The sequence below is a fragment of the Faecalibacterium sp. Marseille-Q4164 genome, assembly GCF_017377545.1.
Taxonomy (GTDB): Bacteria; Bacillota; Clostridia; order Oscillospirales; family Ruminococcaceae; genus Faecalibacterium; species Faecalibacterium duncaniae.
The window spans coordinates 24,575-38,008 of record NZ_JAFREJ010000015.1; the positions used below are offsets into that span (position 1 = coordinate 24,575).

13 protein-coding genes are annotated in these 13,434 nt (G+C 59.9%); 4 read left to right on the forward strand and 9 right to left on the reverse strand.

The window, feature by feature from the left end; translation table 11 throughout:
* Positions 1–113 precede the first annotated feature (113 nt).
* The 5 genes from J3352_RS11440 to J3352_RS11460 all read right to left on the reverse strand — a co-directional run bounded on the left by J3352_RS11440 (position 114) and on the right by J3352_RS11460 (position 4,525).
* The gene (locus tag J3352_RS11440; protein WP_005929305.1) at positions 114–725 is read right to left on the reverse strand and encodes a 1-acyl-sn-glycerol-3-phosphate acyltransferase; all 612 of its coding nucleotides are present in this window, start codon (positions 723–725) and stop codon (positions 114–116) included.
* A complete protein-coding gene (cmk, locus tag J3352_RS11445) occupies positions 726–1,391 on the reverse strand; it encodes a (d)CMP kinase (RefSeq protein ID WP_005929308.1) in 666 nt (221 codons plus the stop codon).
* 67 nt (positions 1,392–1,458) lie between these two features.
* On the reverse strand, positions 1,459–2,751 hold the full coding sequence (locus J3352_RS11450) for an NAD(P)/FAD-dependent oxidoreductase (protein ID WP_005929310.1): 1,293 nt from the start codon (positions 2,749–2,751) through the stop codon (positions 1,459–1,461).
* A 135-nt stretch (positions 2,752–2,886) separates the two neighbouring features.
* On the reverse strand, positions 2,887–3,678 hold the full coding sequence (locus J3352_RS11455) for a M23 family metallopeptidase (RefSeq protein ID WP_156066777.1): 792 nt from the start codon (positions 3,676–3,678) through the stop codon (positions 2,887–2,889).
* Between the two features lie 145 nt (positions 3,679–3,823).
* Positions 3,824–4,525, reverse strand: a complete 702-nt coding sequence (locus J3352_RS11460) for a Bax inhibitor-1/YccA family protein (protein WP_117535667.1) — start codon at positions 4,523–4,525, stop codon at positions 3,824–3,826.
* Between the two features lie 113 nt (positions 4,526–4,638).
* On the opposite strand from J3352_RS11460, the gene hemW reads away from it, so the two are divergent.
* A complete protein-coding gene (hemW, locus tag J3352_RS11465) occupies positions 4,639–5,721 on the forward strand; it encodes a radical SAM family heme chaperone HemW (protein ID WP_156066779.1) in 1,083 nt (360 codons plus the stop codon).
* Positions 5,722–6,168: 447 nt separating this feature from the next.
* Here the strand turns inward: hemW and J3352_RS11470 are convergent, their stop codons facing one another.
* The 3 genes from J3352_RS11470 to J3352_RS11480 form a co-directional block, all read right to left on the reverse strand.
* The gene (locus J3352_RS11470; RefSeq protein WP_156066781.1) at positions 6,169–6,747 is read right to left on the reverse strand and encodes an ATP-binding cassette domain-containing protein; all 579 of its coding nucleotides are present in this window, start codon (positions 6,745–6,747) and stop codon (positions 6,169–6,171) included.
* A complete protein-coding gene (locus J3352_RS11475; RefSeq protein ID WP_156066783.1) occupies positions 6,740–7,516 on the reverse strand; it encodes an ABC transporter permease in 777 nt (258 codons plus the stop codon). The genes J3352_RS11470 and J3352_RS11475 overlap by 8 nt, the downstream gene beginning before the upstream one ends.
* A gap of 63 nt (positions 7,517–7,579) precedes the next feature.
* Entirely contained in the window at positions 7,580–8,602 is a 1,023-nt protein-coding gene (locus J3352_RS11480) for an ABC transporter substrate-binding protein (RefSeq protein WP_156066825.1), read from the reverse strand.
* A gap of 178 nt (positions 8,603–8,780) precedes the next feature.
* Here J3352_RS11480 and J3352_RS11485 point away from each other — a divergent pair, with 178 nt between their 5' ends.
* The 3 genes from J3352_RS11485 to J3352_RS11495 are packed head-to-tail and all read left to right on the forward strand — an operon-like array spanning position 8,781 to position 11,040.
* A complete protein-coding gene (locus J3352_RS11485) occupies positions 8,781–9,461 on the forward strand; it encodes a Crp/Fnr family transcriptional regulator (RefSeq protein ID WP_156066785.1) in 681 nt (226 codons plus the stop codon).
* A gap of 20 nt (positions 9,462–9,481) precedes the next feature.
* Entirely contained in the window at positions 9,482–10,459 is a 978-nt protein-coding gene (locus J3352_RS11490; protein ID WP_156066787.1) for a glycosyltransferase family 2 protein, read from the forward strand.
* Positions 10,456–11,040, forward strand: coding sequence for a flavin reductase family protein (locus J3352_RS11495; RefSeq protein WP_097769965.1), 585 nt, complete (start codon positions 10,456–10,458; stop codon positions 11,038–11,040). The genes J3352_RS11490 and J3352_RS11495 overlap by 4 nt, the downstream gene beginning before the upstream one ends.
* Before the next feature lie 192 nt (positions 11,041–11,232).
* Here the strand turns inward: J3352_RS11495 and J3352_RS11500 are convergent, their stop codons facing one another.
* A complete protein-coding gene (locus J3352_RS11500; protein ID WP_156066789.1) occupies positions 11,233–13,317 on the reverse strand; it encodes an elongation factor G in 2,085 nt (694 codons plus the stop codon).
* Positions 13,318–13,434 lie beyond the last annotated feature (117 nt).

Consider the following 13,434-nt stretch of genomic DNA (forward strand, 5'->3'; position numbering starts at 1 on the left):
CTCTCAGCCTCGCATTCGCTCGGCAGCTCCCCCAATAGGGGAGCCAAGTTTACGCTGTTGTTTTCTTGCCTCCCCTACCAGGGGAGGTGTCACCGAAGGTGACGGAGAGGTTCTCACTTCAGCTGTTCCCAGGCATCCAGCAGTGCCTGCTTATTGGCCCGGAGCACCTTCATATCCCGGCGGCTCTCCATGGCGAACTGGGCGGCGGGCATCGGCTCGCCGTAGATGACGTTCACCCGGCAGAACAGCCGCATCTTCCCGTCCGGCGTATCGTAGCGGATGCGCACCGGCACCACATCCACCCCAGCCTGCGCCGCAATGACAAACAGGCCGCTCTTGGGCGGCAGGAGCCTGCCCTCTTTTTCGCGGGTACCCTCCGGGAAGATGAGCAAAGTCTCCCCCGCCCGGCAGGCCTCCACGGTCCGGTCAATGATCTCCAGCTCCTCCTTGGTGCCGCGCACGCAGAGCGCGCCGCAGCAGCGGAAGAACCAGGTGAGCAGGGCGTTGATCTCAAACAGCTCCTTTTTGGCAAAAACGAGCATCCGCCTGCCCCAGAATCGGCTGATGACGATGAACACCGGGTCAATGGCTGAAACGTGGTTGGGGGCAATGATGCAGCCTTTGGTCTGCACCTTGCGCAGGTTCTCGCGGCCAACGGTATGGACCCGGAAGCCGATGTGGAACACCAGCCAGGCCAGCGGCAGCAGTATGTAATATAGTACCATTTAATTAACCTTTTCTGCAATAATCTTTTTCATCGCCGCAAGGCTCTGCTCAAAGTTGAGGTCAGAGGTATCCAGCAGCACTGCATCCTCGGCCTGCTTCAGGGGGGCGGCGGCACGGTGGGTGTCCTGATAGTCCCGCTGCTTCACATCAGCCAGCACATCCTCAAAGGCGACCTCCATGCCCTTCTGCTGGTATTCCAGCCAGCGCCGTCTGGCCCGGGCTTCGGGGGCGGCGGTCAGAAAGATCTTGACAGTGGCATCCGGCAGCACCACAGTGCCGATATCCCGGCCATCCATCAGGACGTTCTGGGTCTTGGTCATGCCGCGCTGCAGCTCCAGCAGGAAGGCGCGGACTTCCGGGTTGGCACCCACGGCAGAGGCGGCCATGCCGGCCTCCTCTGTGCGGATGGCGGTGCTCACGTCCTCACCGTTCAGATAGATATGCTGCTCCCCGTCAATGCAGTCCACCCGCAGGCCGATCTCCGGCAGCAGGGTGTTGACCGCCGCATTGTCCTTCGGGTCCACGCCCTTGCGCAGGGCATACAGGCCGATGGTGCGGAACATGGCACCGGTATCCACATAGATGTAGCCCATCTCTGCGGCCAGCCGCCGCGCCAGGGTGGATTTGCCTGCCCCCGCAGGGCCGTCGATTGCAACTGAAACCATTTGGGATTCTCCTTTATTTATATAATAAGTATTTTATCATCGGTCAAGCTCTGCTCTGTCCAACCTCTCAGAGGTGATTTGCAAAGCTCTGCGCCGTACAGAAAGCGATCTGCAGGTTGTAGCCGCCGGTATAGGCATCCACATCCAGCACCTCACCTGCAAAGTAAAGGCCCAGCGCCTTCTTGCTCTGCATGGTCCTGGGGTCCACCTCCCGCACGGACACGCCGCCGGAAGTGATGACCGCATGGGCCAGGTCGCCCCGGGCATCGATGGGCACGTTCCAGTGCTTCATCAGGCGCACCAGCTCCCGCTTCTGCTCCCGGGTGATCTGGTTGGCCTTTGTGGCAGGGTCAATGCCCCAGCGTGCCACCATGACCGGCTGCATACTGGCAGGCAGCAGCTTGACCAGCGCCCCCTGGGCGGCATGGTTGGCCAGCAGGGCAAAATCCCGGGTGATGCGGTCATAGAGCTGCTCCTCGCTCAGGGCGGGCTTCAGGTCGATCTCGGCGTGGTACTTGTGCTTTTTCATATCGCCCAGATGGCTGGACGCGCTCAGGGTCAGCGGGCCGCTGATGCCAAAGTGGGTGAACAGCATCTCGCCCTGCTCCTCAAAGATATCCTTGCCATCCTCAAAAAGGGTCAGGGTCACATTTTTCAGAGCAAGACCCATCATCTTTTTGCAGTCCGGGTCATGGCTGACCAGACTGACCAGACTGGGCACCGGCTCCACAAGGGTGTGCCCGGCCTGCCGGGCCAGCCGGTAGCCGTCACCGGTGGAGCCGGTGGTGGGGTAGCTCACACCGCCGGTGGCCACCAGCACGGCATCGGCCCGGTATTCTTTCCCGGAAGTCCCCCGCACACCGACACAGCGCAGGGCAGGCCCGGCTTTTTTCTTTTTGGGATGGCGCGGATTTTCCGGCACGGCAGGGGCGGCTTCCGGCTCCGGAGGCAGCTCTTCCAGAAGCAGCTTTTTTGCCCCGTCATAGACGATCTCCGCGTCCTGTGCGTAGCGGAGCAGTGCCTGCCGGATCTCTTCGGCTTTGTCGGACACCGGGAACACCCGGCGGCCGCGCTCCACCTTCAGCTCCACGCCCAGGCTCTCGAACAGCTCCATGGTCCTGGCGGGCGGGAACGCCCCCAGCGAGGAGAACAGAAAGCGCGGATTGGTGCGGACATGGTGCAGAAATTCCTCTGCGGTGCAGTCGTTGGTCACATTGCAGCGCCCCTTGCCCGTGACCAGGATCTTCTGACCGGGCTTGTCGGTATGCTCCAGCACCGTTACCTGATGCCCCTGCCGCACAGCGGCCCCCGCCGCCATCAGCCCGGCCGCACCGGCCCCCACGATCAACACCTTTGCCATTCTGGTTCCTCCCGCAATTCACTGCCTGTCGAAATTTGTTCTAGTTTATCATACCAGAATCGGCCCGCAATTGCAATCTGCATTCCTTTGGAAAAGCACAGAAAAGCGGCAGACGGTCGTGTCTGCCGCTTGGGGTCACTGCATCAGTTTTGCAGGGTCAAGATAACTGTCGTCCTGCTTCACTTCCAGATGGATATGGCTTTCCTCGGCGCATTCACAGCTGACGCTGCCCACTTTGCCCAATGTCTGCCCGGCACTGACCGTCTCGCCCTCTTTCACCGCCGGGTTGGCCACGCCGCAGAGCCGCCAGACACGGCCCGCACTGTCCTTGATCGCCACAGTGGGGCCCCAGCTGCCATCGGAACCGGCCAGCACCACCGTGCCCGCCGTGGGGCTTTGGACGGCAGCATCCTTTGCGCAGGCATAGTCGATGCCGTTGTGGGTGCGCCAGTCGCCCAGGGTCTTGTTGTAGACCAGCTCATCGCCGCTGTATCCATTGAGCACCCTGCCAGAGACCGGCTGCGTGGAAGCAGGCGCTGCCGAACTGCTGGCAGGCGAGGATGCACCTTGCAGCGCGGATGGTTCGCGCACCGAGCCAGAGCCAGCCTGCGGCGCAGAGGAGGCCGAAGATGCACTCCGCGATGCCGAGGAGGCCGCCTTGGGCACATTGCTTACACTGTTTGCGGCGGGTTCGGTCGGCCATTCCCATGTTGTTTCGTCCTCCTGTGGCGTGGTGGTGGAAAGCCCCTCATCGATGCCGGGGGCCGTGGATGTGCTGTCCGGTGTCTTCAGGCCAGAAAGGTTCTTGTCCAGCTCGTCGCGCACGGTGCGCACCGCCCAGACCCCCGCCGCCGCTGCCGCCACCAGACAGGCCAGCAGTGCCAGCGCAAACCCTTTGTCCCGCAGAAATTTCCTGATCTGTTCCATGTTCGTTACTCCAATCCGTCATGGTTTCGCTTGATTTTCTGATTGCAGTATGCGATTCCGGAACCGGGTTTATACACATTTTATAAAAAGAAAACCCTCTCCGTCAAAGCCTGAGGCCTTGACGGAGAGGGCTGAAATACACAGATCAGCTGCGGCGGCGGTTGTTGCCCATCAGGCGGACAACATACAGGAAGATGTTGATGAAGTCCAGATACAGGGTCAGCGCGCCATAGATGGAAGCCTTTTCGGCCATCTCAGCATCAGCGGAGTAGTAGCTGTACATCTGCTGCAGCTTCTGGGTATCGTAAGCGGTCAGCAGCATGAACACCACCAGACCGATGCCGCAGTAGAGCACCGAGCCGCCAAAGCCAAAGCCGAACAGCATCCCCACAAAGCCGGTGATGATCATGGCAACCAGAGCCATCATCAGGCGGGGGCCCCAGCCGGTCAGGTCCTTATGGGTGGTGGTGCCGTAAACAGCCATCAGCCCGAAGTAGAGGGACGTTGCCAGCAGCGCCATGATCAGGGTGCTTGCCGAGAAAACAAGGAAATAGTAGCTCAGCACCATGCCGTTGAGCAGTGCATAACCGAAAAAGGCCGCGCGGGCAGCTCCCACCGACATGGTCTGCACCCGGGAGCTCAGCACGATTACCAGCGCCAGCTCCGCAATGGTCAGCACAAGATAGAGCGAATCGACCAGATAGATAAGCGAGGTCGTCGCAGTGAGATAGGCCATGGCGAAGGTGATGAGCAGGCCGCAGGCCATCCAGCGGTAGGTGCGGGTCATATAGTCCGATGCGCTCATCGTGGGCTCCGCATAGCCGCGGTCATAATTTCTGTAATCCATTGTGGAACTCCTCCAGTCTTTTTGCCGGGGCGGGCATTCCGCCTTGCTCCGGTCTACGTTTTATAGTATACTGCATAGAAATGAACGTTTCGTGAAAAAGGCTGTGATATTGTATGTCTCTTGGACTTTATCTGCATATTCCCTACTGCTTTTCCAAATGCCGGTACTGTGATTTCTATTCTGCCCCCGGCCAGCGCGGCGTGCCCACCCAGTATGTGGATGCCCTTCTGCGGGAGCTTGCCCGCTTTGCGCCGGAAGCGCCTCTTCACCCGGACACGATCTATTTTGGCGGCGGCACCCCCAGCCTGCTCTCCCCTGCTGATGCCGCCCGGCTCATTGCGGCGGCAGCTCCGGCACCCGGGGCGGAGATCACGCTGGAGGCCAACCCTGAGACCGTGACCGAGCAGACCCTGTGCGGTTTCCGGGAAGCTGGGGTGAACCGCATCTCTTTCGGGGTACAGTCGGCCCGGGACAGCCAGCTGAAAACGCTGGGCCGCCCCCACACCGCCCGGCAGGCCCGGGCTGCCTTTGCGGCGGCACGGCGGGCGGGCTTTACCAACATCAGCGGCGACATTATGCTGGCCCTGCCCCATTATACGCAGGCCGAGTTTGACGAGACACTGGAGCTCATTGCGGAGGGCGGGGCAACGCACATCTCCGCTTACCTCTTAAAGATCGAACCGGATTCCGCCTTTGGCAGGCACCCGCCCGAGGGTCTGCCCTCCCCCGACGAAGCAGCAGACTTTTACCTCTACGCCGTGGAGCACCTGGAGCACCATGGATACCGGCAGTATGAGATTTCGAACTTTGCAAAGCCCGGCTATGAGGGCAGGCACAACCTCATCTACTGGGACTGTGGGGATTACCTCGGCCTTGGCCCGGCGGCGCACTCCTGCATGGGCGGCAGACGATTCTATTACCCCGCCGACACCGAGGCCTTCCTGAACGACAAAGCGGCCCCCGTCATGGACGGAGGCTGCGGCGCAGAGGACTATCTCATTTTACAGCTGCGGCTGCGCAAGGGGCTGGATCTTTCCGCCTATAAGGCCCGCTACGGGAAGGAGTTTTCCACCGCCCAGCTCGCCTTTGTGAAAAACTGTGTAAAGTCCGGCTATGCCACCTTCGATGGCAGCACCCTTGCCCTCACCCCCGCCGGTCTCATTGTGCAGAACAGCATTCTGGCGGAGCTGCTGTGACTTTTGCTTGACAATTTACGTTGAAACGTATATACTGGAATTACAAAAGGTGCTGCCCTCCAAACGGCTAGCTCCTTACGTTACTCGTATCAAAAAAGATTGACCGATTTGCTTGGGGAAGCATAGATGGCGGTCAGTCTTTTTTGTTTTTATATCTTTTGTCGTCATGGCTGATTTTCCATGTGATGTCAAAAACACCATATGCTACGCTGGAAACAAATGTCAACAGCAGCAGCACTTCTGACAAAGTCATGCGCATTCCTCCTTTCGCCGAAGCGTCGGGATTGTGCGCCCAAAAAAGCCGCCCTCCCGATGCCTGTTTACCAGTAAGTAAAACCTTTGCGGTTCGGTAAGGAGCGTTCAGCCGCCTACGTTTAAGGCAACACCTGATGACAGCTTAAAAGCTGTATTTTCAGGATATCATATTTTCTGACAAAATACAATCACTTACGTCAGGTCAATGATCCTCCACCCCAGCTCCCGGATGGCTTCCCGGTCATGGGTAGCCAACAAAACAGCCCGTTCGCCGCGGCGCTCTTTCAGGAGCGCTGCGGCTTTTTTCATGGCCTCCGGGTCCATGCCGGTGAAGGGTTCGTCCAGCAGCAGGGTGTCGCACCCGGCCCAGAGAGCGCGGAGCAGGGCCGCACGGCGCTTCTGCCCGCCGGAAAGCTTCCGGGCAGGCAGGGCAAGCGCCTGCTTATCATATCCAAATCGTTGAAAATCAGACACGATTTGCGTTTTGTATTGTGTTTTTCCCTCCGGAAGCACCAGTTCCACGTTCTGCACGGCGGTCAACTGCGGGCAGAGCCGATCCTCCTGAAAGACAGCGCCGACCCGTCCCACGCCCTGCACCGTGCCCGAATCCGGCACTTCCAGCCCCATCAGGATGCGGAGCAGGGTGGTCTTGCCCCAGCCGCTGGGTGCCCAGAGAACGGCAGGCTCCGCAAGGGTCAGATCCAGATCCTCAAAGAGCGTTTTTTCTCCAAAACGTTTTGTTAATCCGCAAATTTCCAGTTTGTTAATCATTTTTCGTCATATCCTCTCCCAACACGCGGGCCACCGCCTTGTCCAGCAGGGCCAGAAACAGCTTTTCAAAGCCTGCGCTCAGCAGGATGATGACAAACGTCCAGGCGAACAGCTCCCCGGTAGAGAGTGTGATCTTTGCCCGGTAGAGGGCATCTCCGATGCTGCCATCGGGCAGGCCGATGACCTCGGCGGCCACACCACTCTTCCAGCAGATGCCCAGCGCCACGCTGCACCCCTGCCGGAAGGCCGGCAGAATAGCGGGCAGCCAGATGGCTTTGACCCGCCGGGCCAGCGGCAGGTGGAACACCTGTGCCATTTCCAGCAGCTGCACGTCCGCGCTCTCGATGCCGGTGCGCACGGCACTGTACAGCACGGGCAGGACCATCAGAAAGCTGATGAGGATGGAGAGCGACCGCCCGCTGACCCACACCAGCGCCAGAATGATGAAGCTAGCCACCGGCGTGGCCTTAACCAGCTGGATGACCGGGGCCAGCAGCGTGTCCACCCAGGTCCAACGCTCGGCGGCAGCCGCCAGCAGAACGCTGACCACCACGCCCAGCGCAAAACCCAGCAGGATATGCCCGGCGCTGAACCCCACCCGCTGCCAGAAATCGGCCTGCGGCAGCAGCTCCATCAGGGTGCCCGCCGCCTGAATGGGCGACACCAGAAAGACCTCCTGCCCGATGGCCATAGCCGCCGCCTGCCAGACGGCCAGCCAGAACACCGCCGCTGCCAGCAGCCCTGTGCGGCGTTTTTTTGTCTGTTTCATTTTACCTGCTCCGTTCTCACTCAAAAAGAGCCGTGCAGCTGCACGGCTCTCCTTTTTATCGGTTTACTGAAAGCTGCGCTGGACGCTTTTCCAGAACACCTGGCCGGGCGTGGCCTTGGTGTAGTAGAAGTTTGCATCCGGCAGCTTGCCGCCCACTGCAGCGGGGGAAGCATCATACAGCACCTTGAGGTAGGCATTGACATCGGCCTTCATCTCGTCCCCCACACGGTAAACGATGTTGCACTGGGGCAGCGCCTTCTGGGCAATGGCCTTTTTGGCCACCACGCCGGTCTCCTCGCAGAGAGCCGCCGTGCCGGCAATATCTGTCTGGGCGGCCTTGATGCTCTTCTCGTAATCCCGCAGGAAATTTGCCACGATGTCCGGGTTCTCTTTGGCGTACTCGGTGCGGACAACGGTGACACCCGTGATGAGCTGGGTGTCACAGACCTTGTTCCACTCCTTGGTCAGATCCAGTACCACCCGCAGGCTGCTGTCCTTCAGCTGAGCGGCGGTCACATAGGGCTGGGGCAGAACGGCAATGGCATCCTTTTTGGAGGCGGCCATCTGGGCAGTCACCTCGGATGCCTCGCTGTAATACTCGATCTTCACATCCTTGTCGGGATCCAGTCCATTCTTGGTGAGCAGGTAGCGCAGAACATACTCCGGCGTGGTGCCCTTGCCGGTGGACAGGATGGTGCGGCCCTTCAGGTCGGCAAAGCTGTGGACGCTGTCGCCCTTTTCCACCACATACAGCACGCCCAGCGTGTTCACGGCCATCACCTGGATGCCGCCATTGGTCTTCTGGTAGAGGGTCGCGGCCAGATTGGCAGGGATGGCGGCCATATCCAGTTCACCCTTGATGAGCTTGGGCACGATCTCGTCCGCTGCACCGTAGAGCTGCAGGTCGTAGTGCTGGCTGGCCTTGCCGCTGCGCTCCATATCCAGCAGATTGACCAGGCCCATGGTGGTGGGGCCCTTCAGGCCCGCAATGCGCACGCCGCTTTTTGTTTTGGCGGCAAAAGCCCCGCAGGCCAGCAGGCTGATCATCAGCGCAGCCGACAGCAGCAGGGAGGTCAGTTTTTTCATCATGGTTCAGATTCCTTCCTCTCTTTGTTGTTCCAACCAGAAACAAAATTTGCAAATTTTGCAAAATCATTTGCTTTACGCGCTCAAGTTTACTATAATGGAGCTAAAAATACCGTTGCCCATGCAACGGAATTGCAGAAGGGCGGTGAGGGCCCGGGGAAAACCTCACGGAACTGACATGGAAAACTATCTGCCGCTGTTACAATCCACCTCTCTTTTTGCCGGGATCTCTGCCGGGGAACTGCGCCCCCTGCTCAGTGAGCTGGGGGCCTGCATCCGCAGTTATGGCCGGGGCGAGGCGCTGGTGCAGGCCGGGGCCCCCAGCCGCCGGGGCGGCGTTGTGCTGACCGGAAGCATCGAGGCCTACCGCCCGGCACCGGGCGGGGCACGGATCCCCATCACCCACATGGGGCCGGGGGGCGTGTTTGGTGACGTGCTGGGCGGTTCCAGCCTGGACAGCCCGGTCACGGTGGTGGCATCCGCCCCCTGCGAGGTCCTGCTCTTCCCCTACGAGAAGCTGCTCCAGCCGGACGGCTCCGCTGCCCGCCAGCGCCTGCTGCAGAATCTGGTGCGGACCATCAGCGATAAATATTTCCTGCTCTCCCGCCGGGTGGACCTGCTGGTGATGAAGACCCTGCGGGCCAAGGTCTGCGCCTACCTGCTCAGCGAGGCCGAGCAGCAGGGCAGCATGACCTTTACCATCCCCTTCTCCCGCATCCAGCTGGCCGATTACCTCAACTGCGACCGCAGCGCCCTTTCCCGGGAGCTGAGCCTGATGCAGCGGGACGGCCTGCTGGACACCTACCGTTCCAGCTTCAAGCTGCTGGAGCCGGAAGCTCTGCGGCAGATGATTCTATAAAAGGAAAGTGATTTATAACTATGTCTAAACCAATTCTCTGGATCGTGATCCCCTGCTACAACGAGGAGCAGGTGCTGCCCATTACAGCGCCAATGTTCCTGCAAAAGATCACCAGCCTCACCGAAAAAGGCATGATCAGCGACAAGAGCCGGGTGCTGTTCGTCAACGATGGTTCCCGCGATAAGACCTGGGAGCTCATCTGCAGCTTTGCAAAGCAGGATGCGCATTTCATCGGCATTTCCCAGAGCCGGAACCGGGGCCATCAGAACGCCGTGCTGGCGGGCCTGATGGAGGCCCGCGCCAACAACTGCGACATCACCATCTCCATTGACTGCGATGGTCAGGATGACATCAACGCCATGGACGAGATGGTGCAGAAATATCTGGACGGTGCCGAGGTGGTCTACGGCGTGCGCAGCCGCCGGGACACCGACACCTTCTTCAAGCGGTTCACTGCCGAGGGCTTCTACCACCTGATGAATGCCCTTGGTGCGGATATCGTGTTCAACCACGCCGACTACCGGCTCATCAGCGGCCGGGTGCTGGACAGCTTTGCCGACTACAAGGAGGTCAACATCTTCCTGCGCGGCATGGTACCGCTGGTGGGCTTTAAGAGCGAGCAGGTGTTCTACGAGCGGCACGAGCGGCTGGCCGGTGAGAGCCACTATCCCCTGCGCAAAATGCTGGCGCTGGCCTTTGATGGCATCACCAGCCTTTCCAACAAGCCCATCCGGCTCATCACCGGGGCAGGCATCGTGGTCAGCCTCATCAGCTTCATCGGCGTGATCTGGGCCATCGTGCAGGCGGCCATGGGCAGCGTGGTGGCCGGCTGGGCCTCCACCATCTGCATCGTCTGCTTTGTGGGCGGCGTTCAGCTGGTCTGCCTGGGTGTCATCGGCGAATACATCGGCAAGATCTATATGGAAACAAAGGCCCGCCCGCGCTACATCATCTCGGAGCGCACCTGGGCCCCCTATGAAAGGAAGTATCACGGATGAGCAAACAGAGCTGGCGGGGCAGCACCCTGCTGAACCCGGAACCGCCGGTGCTGGTCTCCTGCGGTGGGCTGGAGCAGCCCAACCTCATCACCATCGGCTGGACAGGCACCATCTGCACCCAGCCCAGCATGGTATCCATCAGCGTCCGCCCCGAACGGTACAGCCACCACCTCATCAAGGAGAGCGGACAATTTGCTATCAACCTGCCCACTGAACAGCTGGTGCGTGCGGTGGACTGGTGCGGCGTGAAGAGCGGCCGCGACAACGACAAGTTTGCCGCCTGCAAGCTCCATGCCGCACCGGGCAGCGTTCTGACCGACTGCCCCATCCTGGAGGAGAGCCCGGTCAATCTGGAATGCAGGGTCACGCAGGTCATCCCGCTGGGCAGCCATGACCTGTTCCTGGCCGAAGTTGTGGCCTGCGATGTGGATGAGAGCCTGCTGGACGAAAACGGCAAGCTCTGCCTGGACAAGGCAAAGCTGATCGTGTACAGCCACGGCGAGTACCTGAGCCTGGGCAAAAAGCTGGGCACCTTCGGGTACAGCGTGCGGAAAAAGAGACCCGGAAAACGGAAAAAATGATCTGACCTGCAAAAGGCGGGGCATCAGTGCAGTAATCTGATGCCCCGCCTTTTTCTGTTTTGTTCCTTTCCCCCAACAACAAAAAGCCCCGCCGGCAGAGGGAATTGCCAGCAGGGCTCCGGTAATGTCAATAGGAACTCAACTTGGTTCTCCGATCAGGAGAGCTGTCGAGCGGATACGAGACGGAGTGGTTTAATCCTCCGCACCCTCATCCAGGTTGCCCAGCTTCTTGGCCTGCTCCACCACAGCGGGCACCAGCATCTCGGGCAGGATCTCGTAGCGGGCAAACTCGGTGGTGAACCAGCCGCGGCCCTGGGTGATCTGCCGGATAAAGGTGGTGAAGTTGCTCAGCTCAGCCAGCGGGACCTCGGCAATGACGGTCTGCATGCCATCCTCATCGGGTTCCATGCCCAGCACGCGGCCGCGGCGCTTGGTCACATCGCCCATGATATCGCCGGTGTTGTCGTTGGGGACATGGGCCTTCAGGGTATGGATGGGCTCCAGAATGACGGGGCCTGCCTCGGGCATTGCAGCCTTATAGGCCAGCTTTGCAGCCATGATAAAGGCCATCTCGGAGCTGTCCACGGGGTGGTAGCTGCCATCCAGCAGGGTAGCCTTCAGGCCGACCACAGGATAACCGGCCAGCACGCCCTTTTCGGCGGCAAGGCGGACACCCTTTTCCACAGCCGGGAAGAAGTTCTTGGGCACGCTGCCACCGAACACCTTTTCCTCAAACACGACCTGCTCGCTGTCACAGGGCTCGAAGTTGATGACGACATCGCCGAACTGGCCGTGGCCGCCGGTCTGCTTCTTATGGCGGCCCTGCTTCTGGCAGGCCTTGCGGATGGACTCACGGTAGGCAATGCGGGGAGTTTCCAGACCGATCTCCACGCCGAACTTATTCTTCAGCTTGGCCTTGACCACATCCAGATGCTGCTCACCCAGGCCACCAATGATCTGCTGGTGGGTCTCGGCGTTATTGATGTAGCTCAGGGTCGGATCTTCTTCCATCAGACGGGCCAGCGCGCTGGAGATCTTGCCCTCGTCGCCCTTTTTGGCCACGGTGACTGCCATGAACAGGCTGGGCAGCGGGAAGGTAGCGGCAGGCAGCTTGACCACGCGAGAAGCATCGCACAGGGTATCGCCGGTCTTTGCGCTGACCAGCTTTGCCACAGCGCCGATATCACCGGCACCGATGCCGTCGGTCTCGACCTGCTTCTTGCCGATGACGGTCAGGGGCTTGCTGATCTTCTCAGTCTCGCCGGTGCGGGCGTTGACCAGAGCAGCGCCGCCGGTCACCTTGCCGCTGATCACGCGCAGGTAGCTCAGCTTGCCCACGAACGGGTCAGCCACAGTCTTAAAGACATAGGCTGCGGTGGGCTCGGTCTCATCACAATGCAGCTCCACAGGCTCGCCGCTGGCATTCTCGGCCAGGATGGCGGCATCGTGCTGCGGGCTGGGCAGGAGCTTGTGCATATTGAACAGCAGCATATCCAATGCCTGCTGGTTGACGGCGCTGCCGCAGAACACGGGGGTGATCAGGCCGTCCTTAACGCCCTTGCGCATTCCCTCAACGATCTCCTCGGTCGTAAAGGGTTCACCGCCGAAGAACTTTTCCATCAGCTCATCGTCGGTCTCGGCAATGGCCTCGCTCATAGCCTCGATCAGGCCCTGGAAGCGGTGGCCGATATCGGGCAGCTCCACCTGGATCTGCTTGCCGCTCTCATACTTGAAGGCTTTCTGGCTGAACAGGTTGATGTAGACAGGGGTGCCGTCGTCCAGCTTGGCGGGCACAACACAGGGGCAGACGGTGGAGCCGAACTTGATCTTCATCTCCTCCAGGATCTTGAAGTAGTTGGCATTTTCCAGGTCGCACTTGGAGATGAACACCATGGTGGCCTTGCCGTTCTTGCGGGCCAGCTGGAAGGCTTTCTCCGCGCCCACGGTCACGCCGCTGCGGCCGGAAACACACACCAGCACGCTCTCGGCAGCGCGGATACCCTCATACTCACCTGCCTCAAAGTCGAACAGGCCCGGCGCATCGATCAGGTTGTACTTGATGCCTTCGTACTCCACCGGCACCACGGATGCCGACAGACTTGCCTTCCGCTTTGCTTCCTCAGGGTCAAAGTCCGAAATCGTGGTGCCGTCCTCAACACGGCCCATACGCTCTGCTGCGCCCGAAAAATAGACCAGTGCCTCAGTCAGCGTCGTTTTGCCGCTGCCGGCATGGCCTGCAATCAAGATATTACGGATGTTGTTGCTTGCGTATTTCATATCGGTTTTTCCCTCATTTCCGCCGCACGGAGCAGTCTCTCCGTTTTTGTGGCATATTTTACAAAGATAATACCACACTCAAAATGATTTTCAAATAGATTGTCCGAAATTTTCTTT

Bases quoted from the DNA above. Each gene is read 5' to 3' on its own strand.
- J3352_RS11440 (WP_005929305.1), bottom strand. From the start codon at position 725: ATGGTACTATATTACATACTGCTGCCGCTGGCCTGGCTGGTGTTCCAC.
- cmk (WP_005929308.1), bottom strand. From the start codon at position 1,391: ATGGTTTCAGTTGCAATCGACGGCCCTGCGGGGGCAGGCAAATCCACC.
- J3352_RS11450 (WP_005929310.1), bottom strand. From the start codon at position 2,751: ATGGCAAAGGTGTTGATCGTGGGGGCCGGTGCGGCCGGGCTGATGGCG.
- J3352_RS11455 (WP_156066777.1), bottom strand. From the start codon at position 3,678: ATGGAACAGATCAGGAAATTTCTGCGGGACAAAGGGTTTGCGCTGGCA.
- J3352_RS11460 (WP_117535667.1), bottom strand. From the start codon at position 4,525: ATGGATTACAGAAATTATGACCGCGGCTATGCGGAGCCCACGATGAGC.
- hemW (WP_156066779.1), top strand. From the start codon at position 4,639: ATGTCTCTTGGACTTTATCTGCATATTCCCTACTGCTTTTCCAAATGC.
- J3352_RS11470 (WP_156066781.1), bottom strand. From the start codon at position 6,747: ATGATTAACAAACTGGAAATTTGCGGATTAACAAAACGTTTTGGAGAA.
- J3352_RS11475 (WP_156066783.1), bottom strand. From the start codon at position 7,516: ATGAAACAGACAAAAAAACGCCGCACAGGGCTGCTGGCAGCGGCGGTG.
- J3352_RS11480 (WP_156066825.1), bottom strand. From the start codon at position 8,602: ATGAAAAAACTGACCTCCCTGCTGCTGTCGGCTGCGCTGATGATCAGC.
- J3352_RS11485 (WP_156066785.1), top strand. From the start codon at position 8,781: ATGGAAAACTATCTGCCGCTGTTACAATCCACCTCTCTTTTTGCCGGG.
- J3352_RS11490 (WP_156066787.1), top strand. From the start codon at position 9,482: ATGTCTAAACCAATTCTCTGGATCGTGATCCCCTGCTACAACGAGGAG.
- J3352_RS11495 (WP_097769965.1), top strand. From the start codon at position 10,456: ATGAGCAAACAGAGCTGGCGGGGCAGCACCCTGCTGAACCCGGAACCG.
- J3352_RS11500 (WP_156066789.1), bottom strand. From the start codon at position 13,317: ATGAAATACGCAAGCAACAACATCCGTAATATCTTGATTGCAGGCCAT.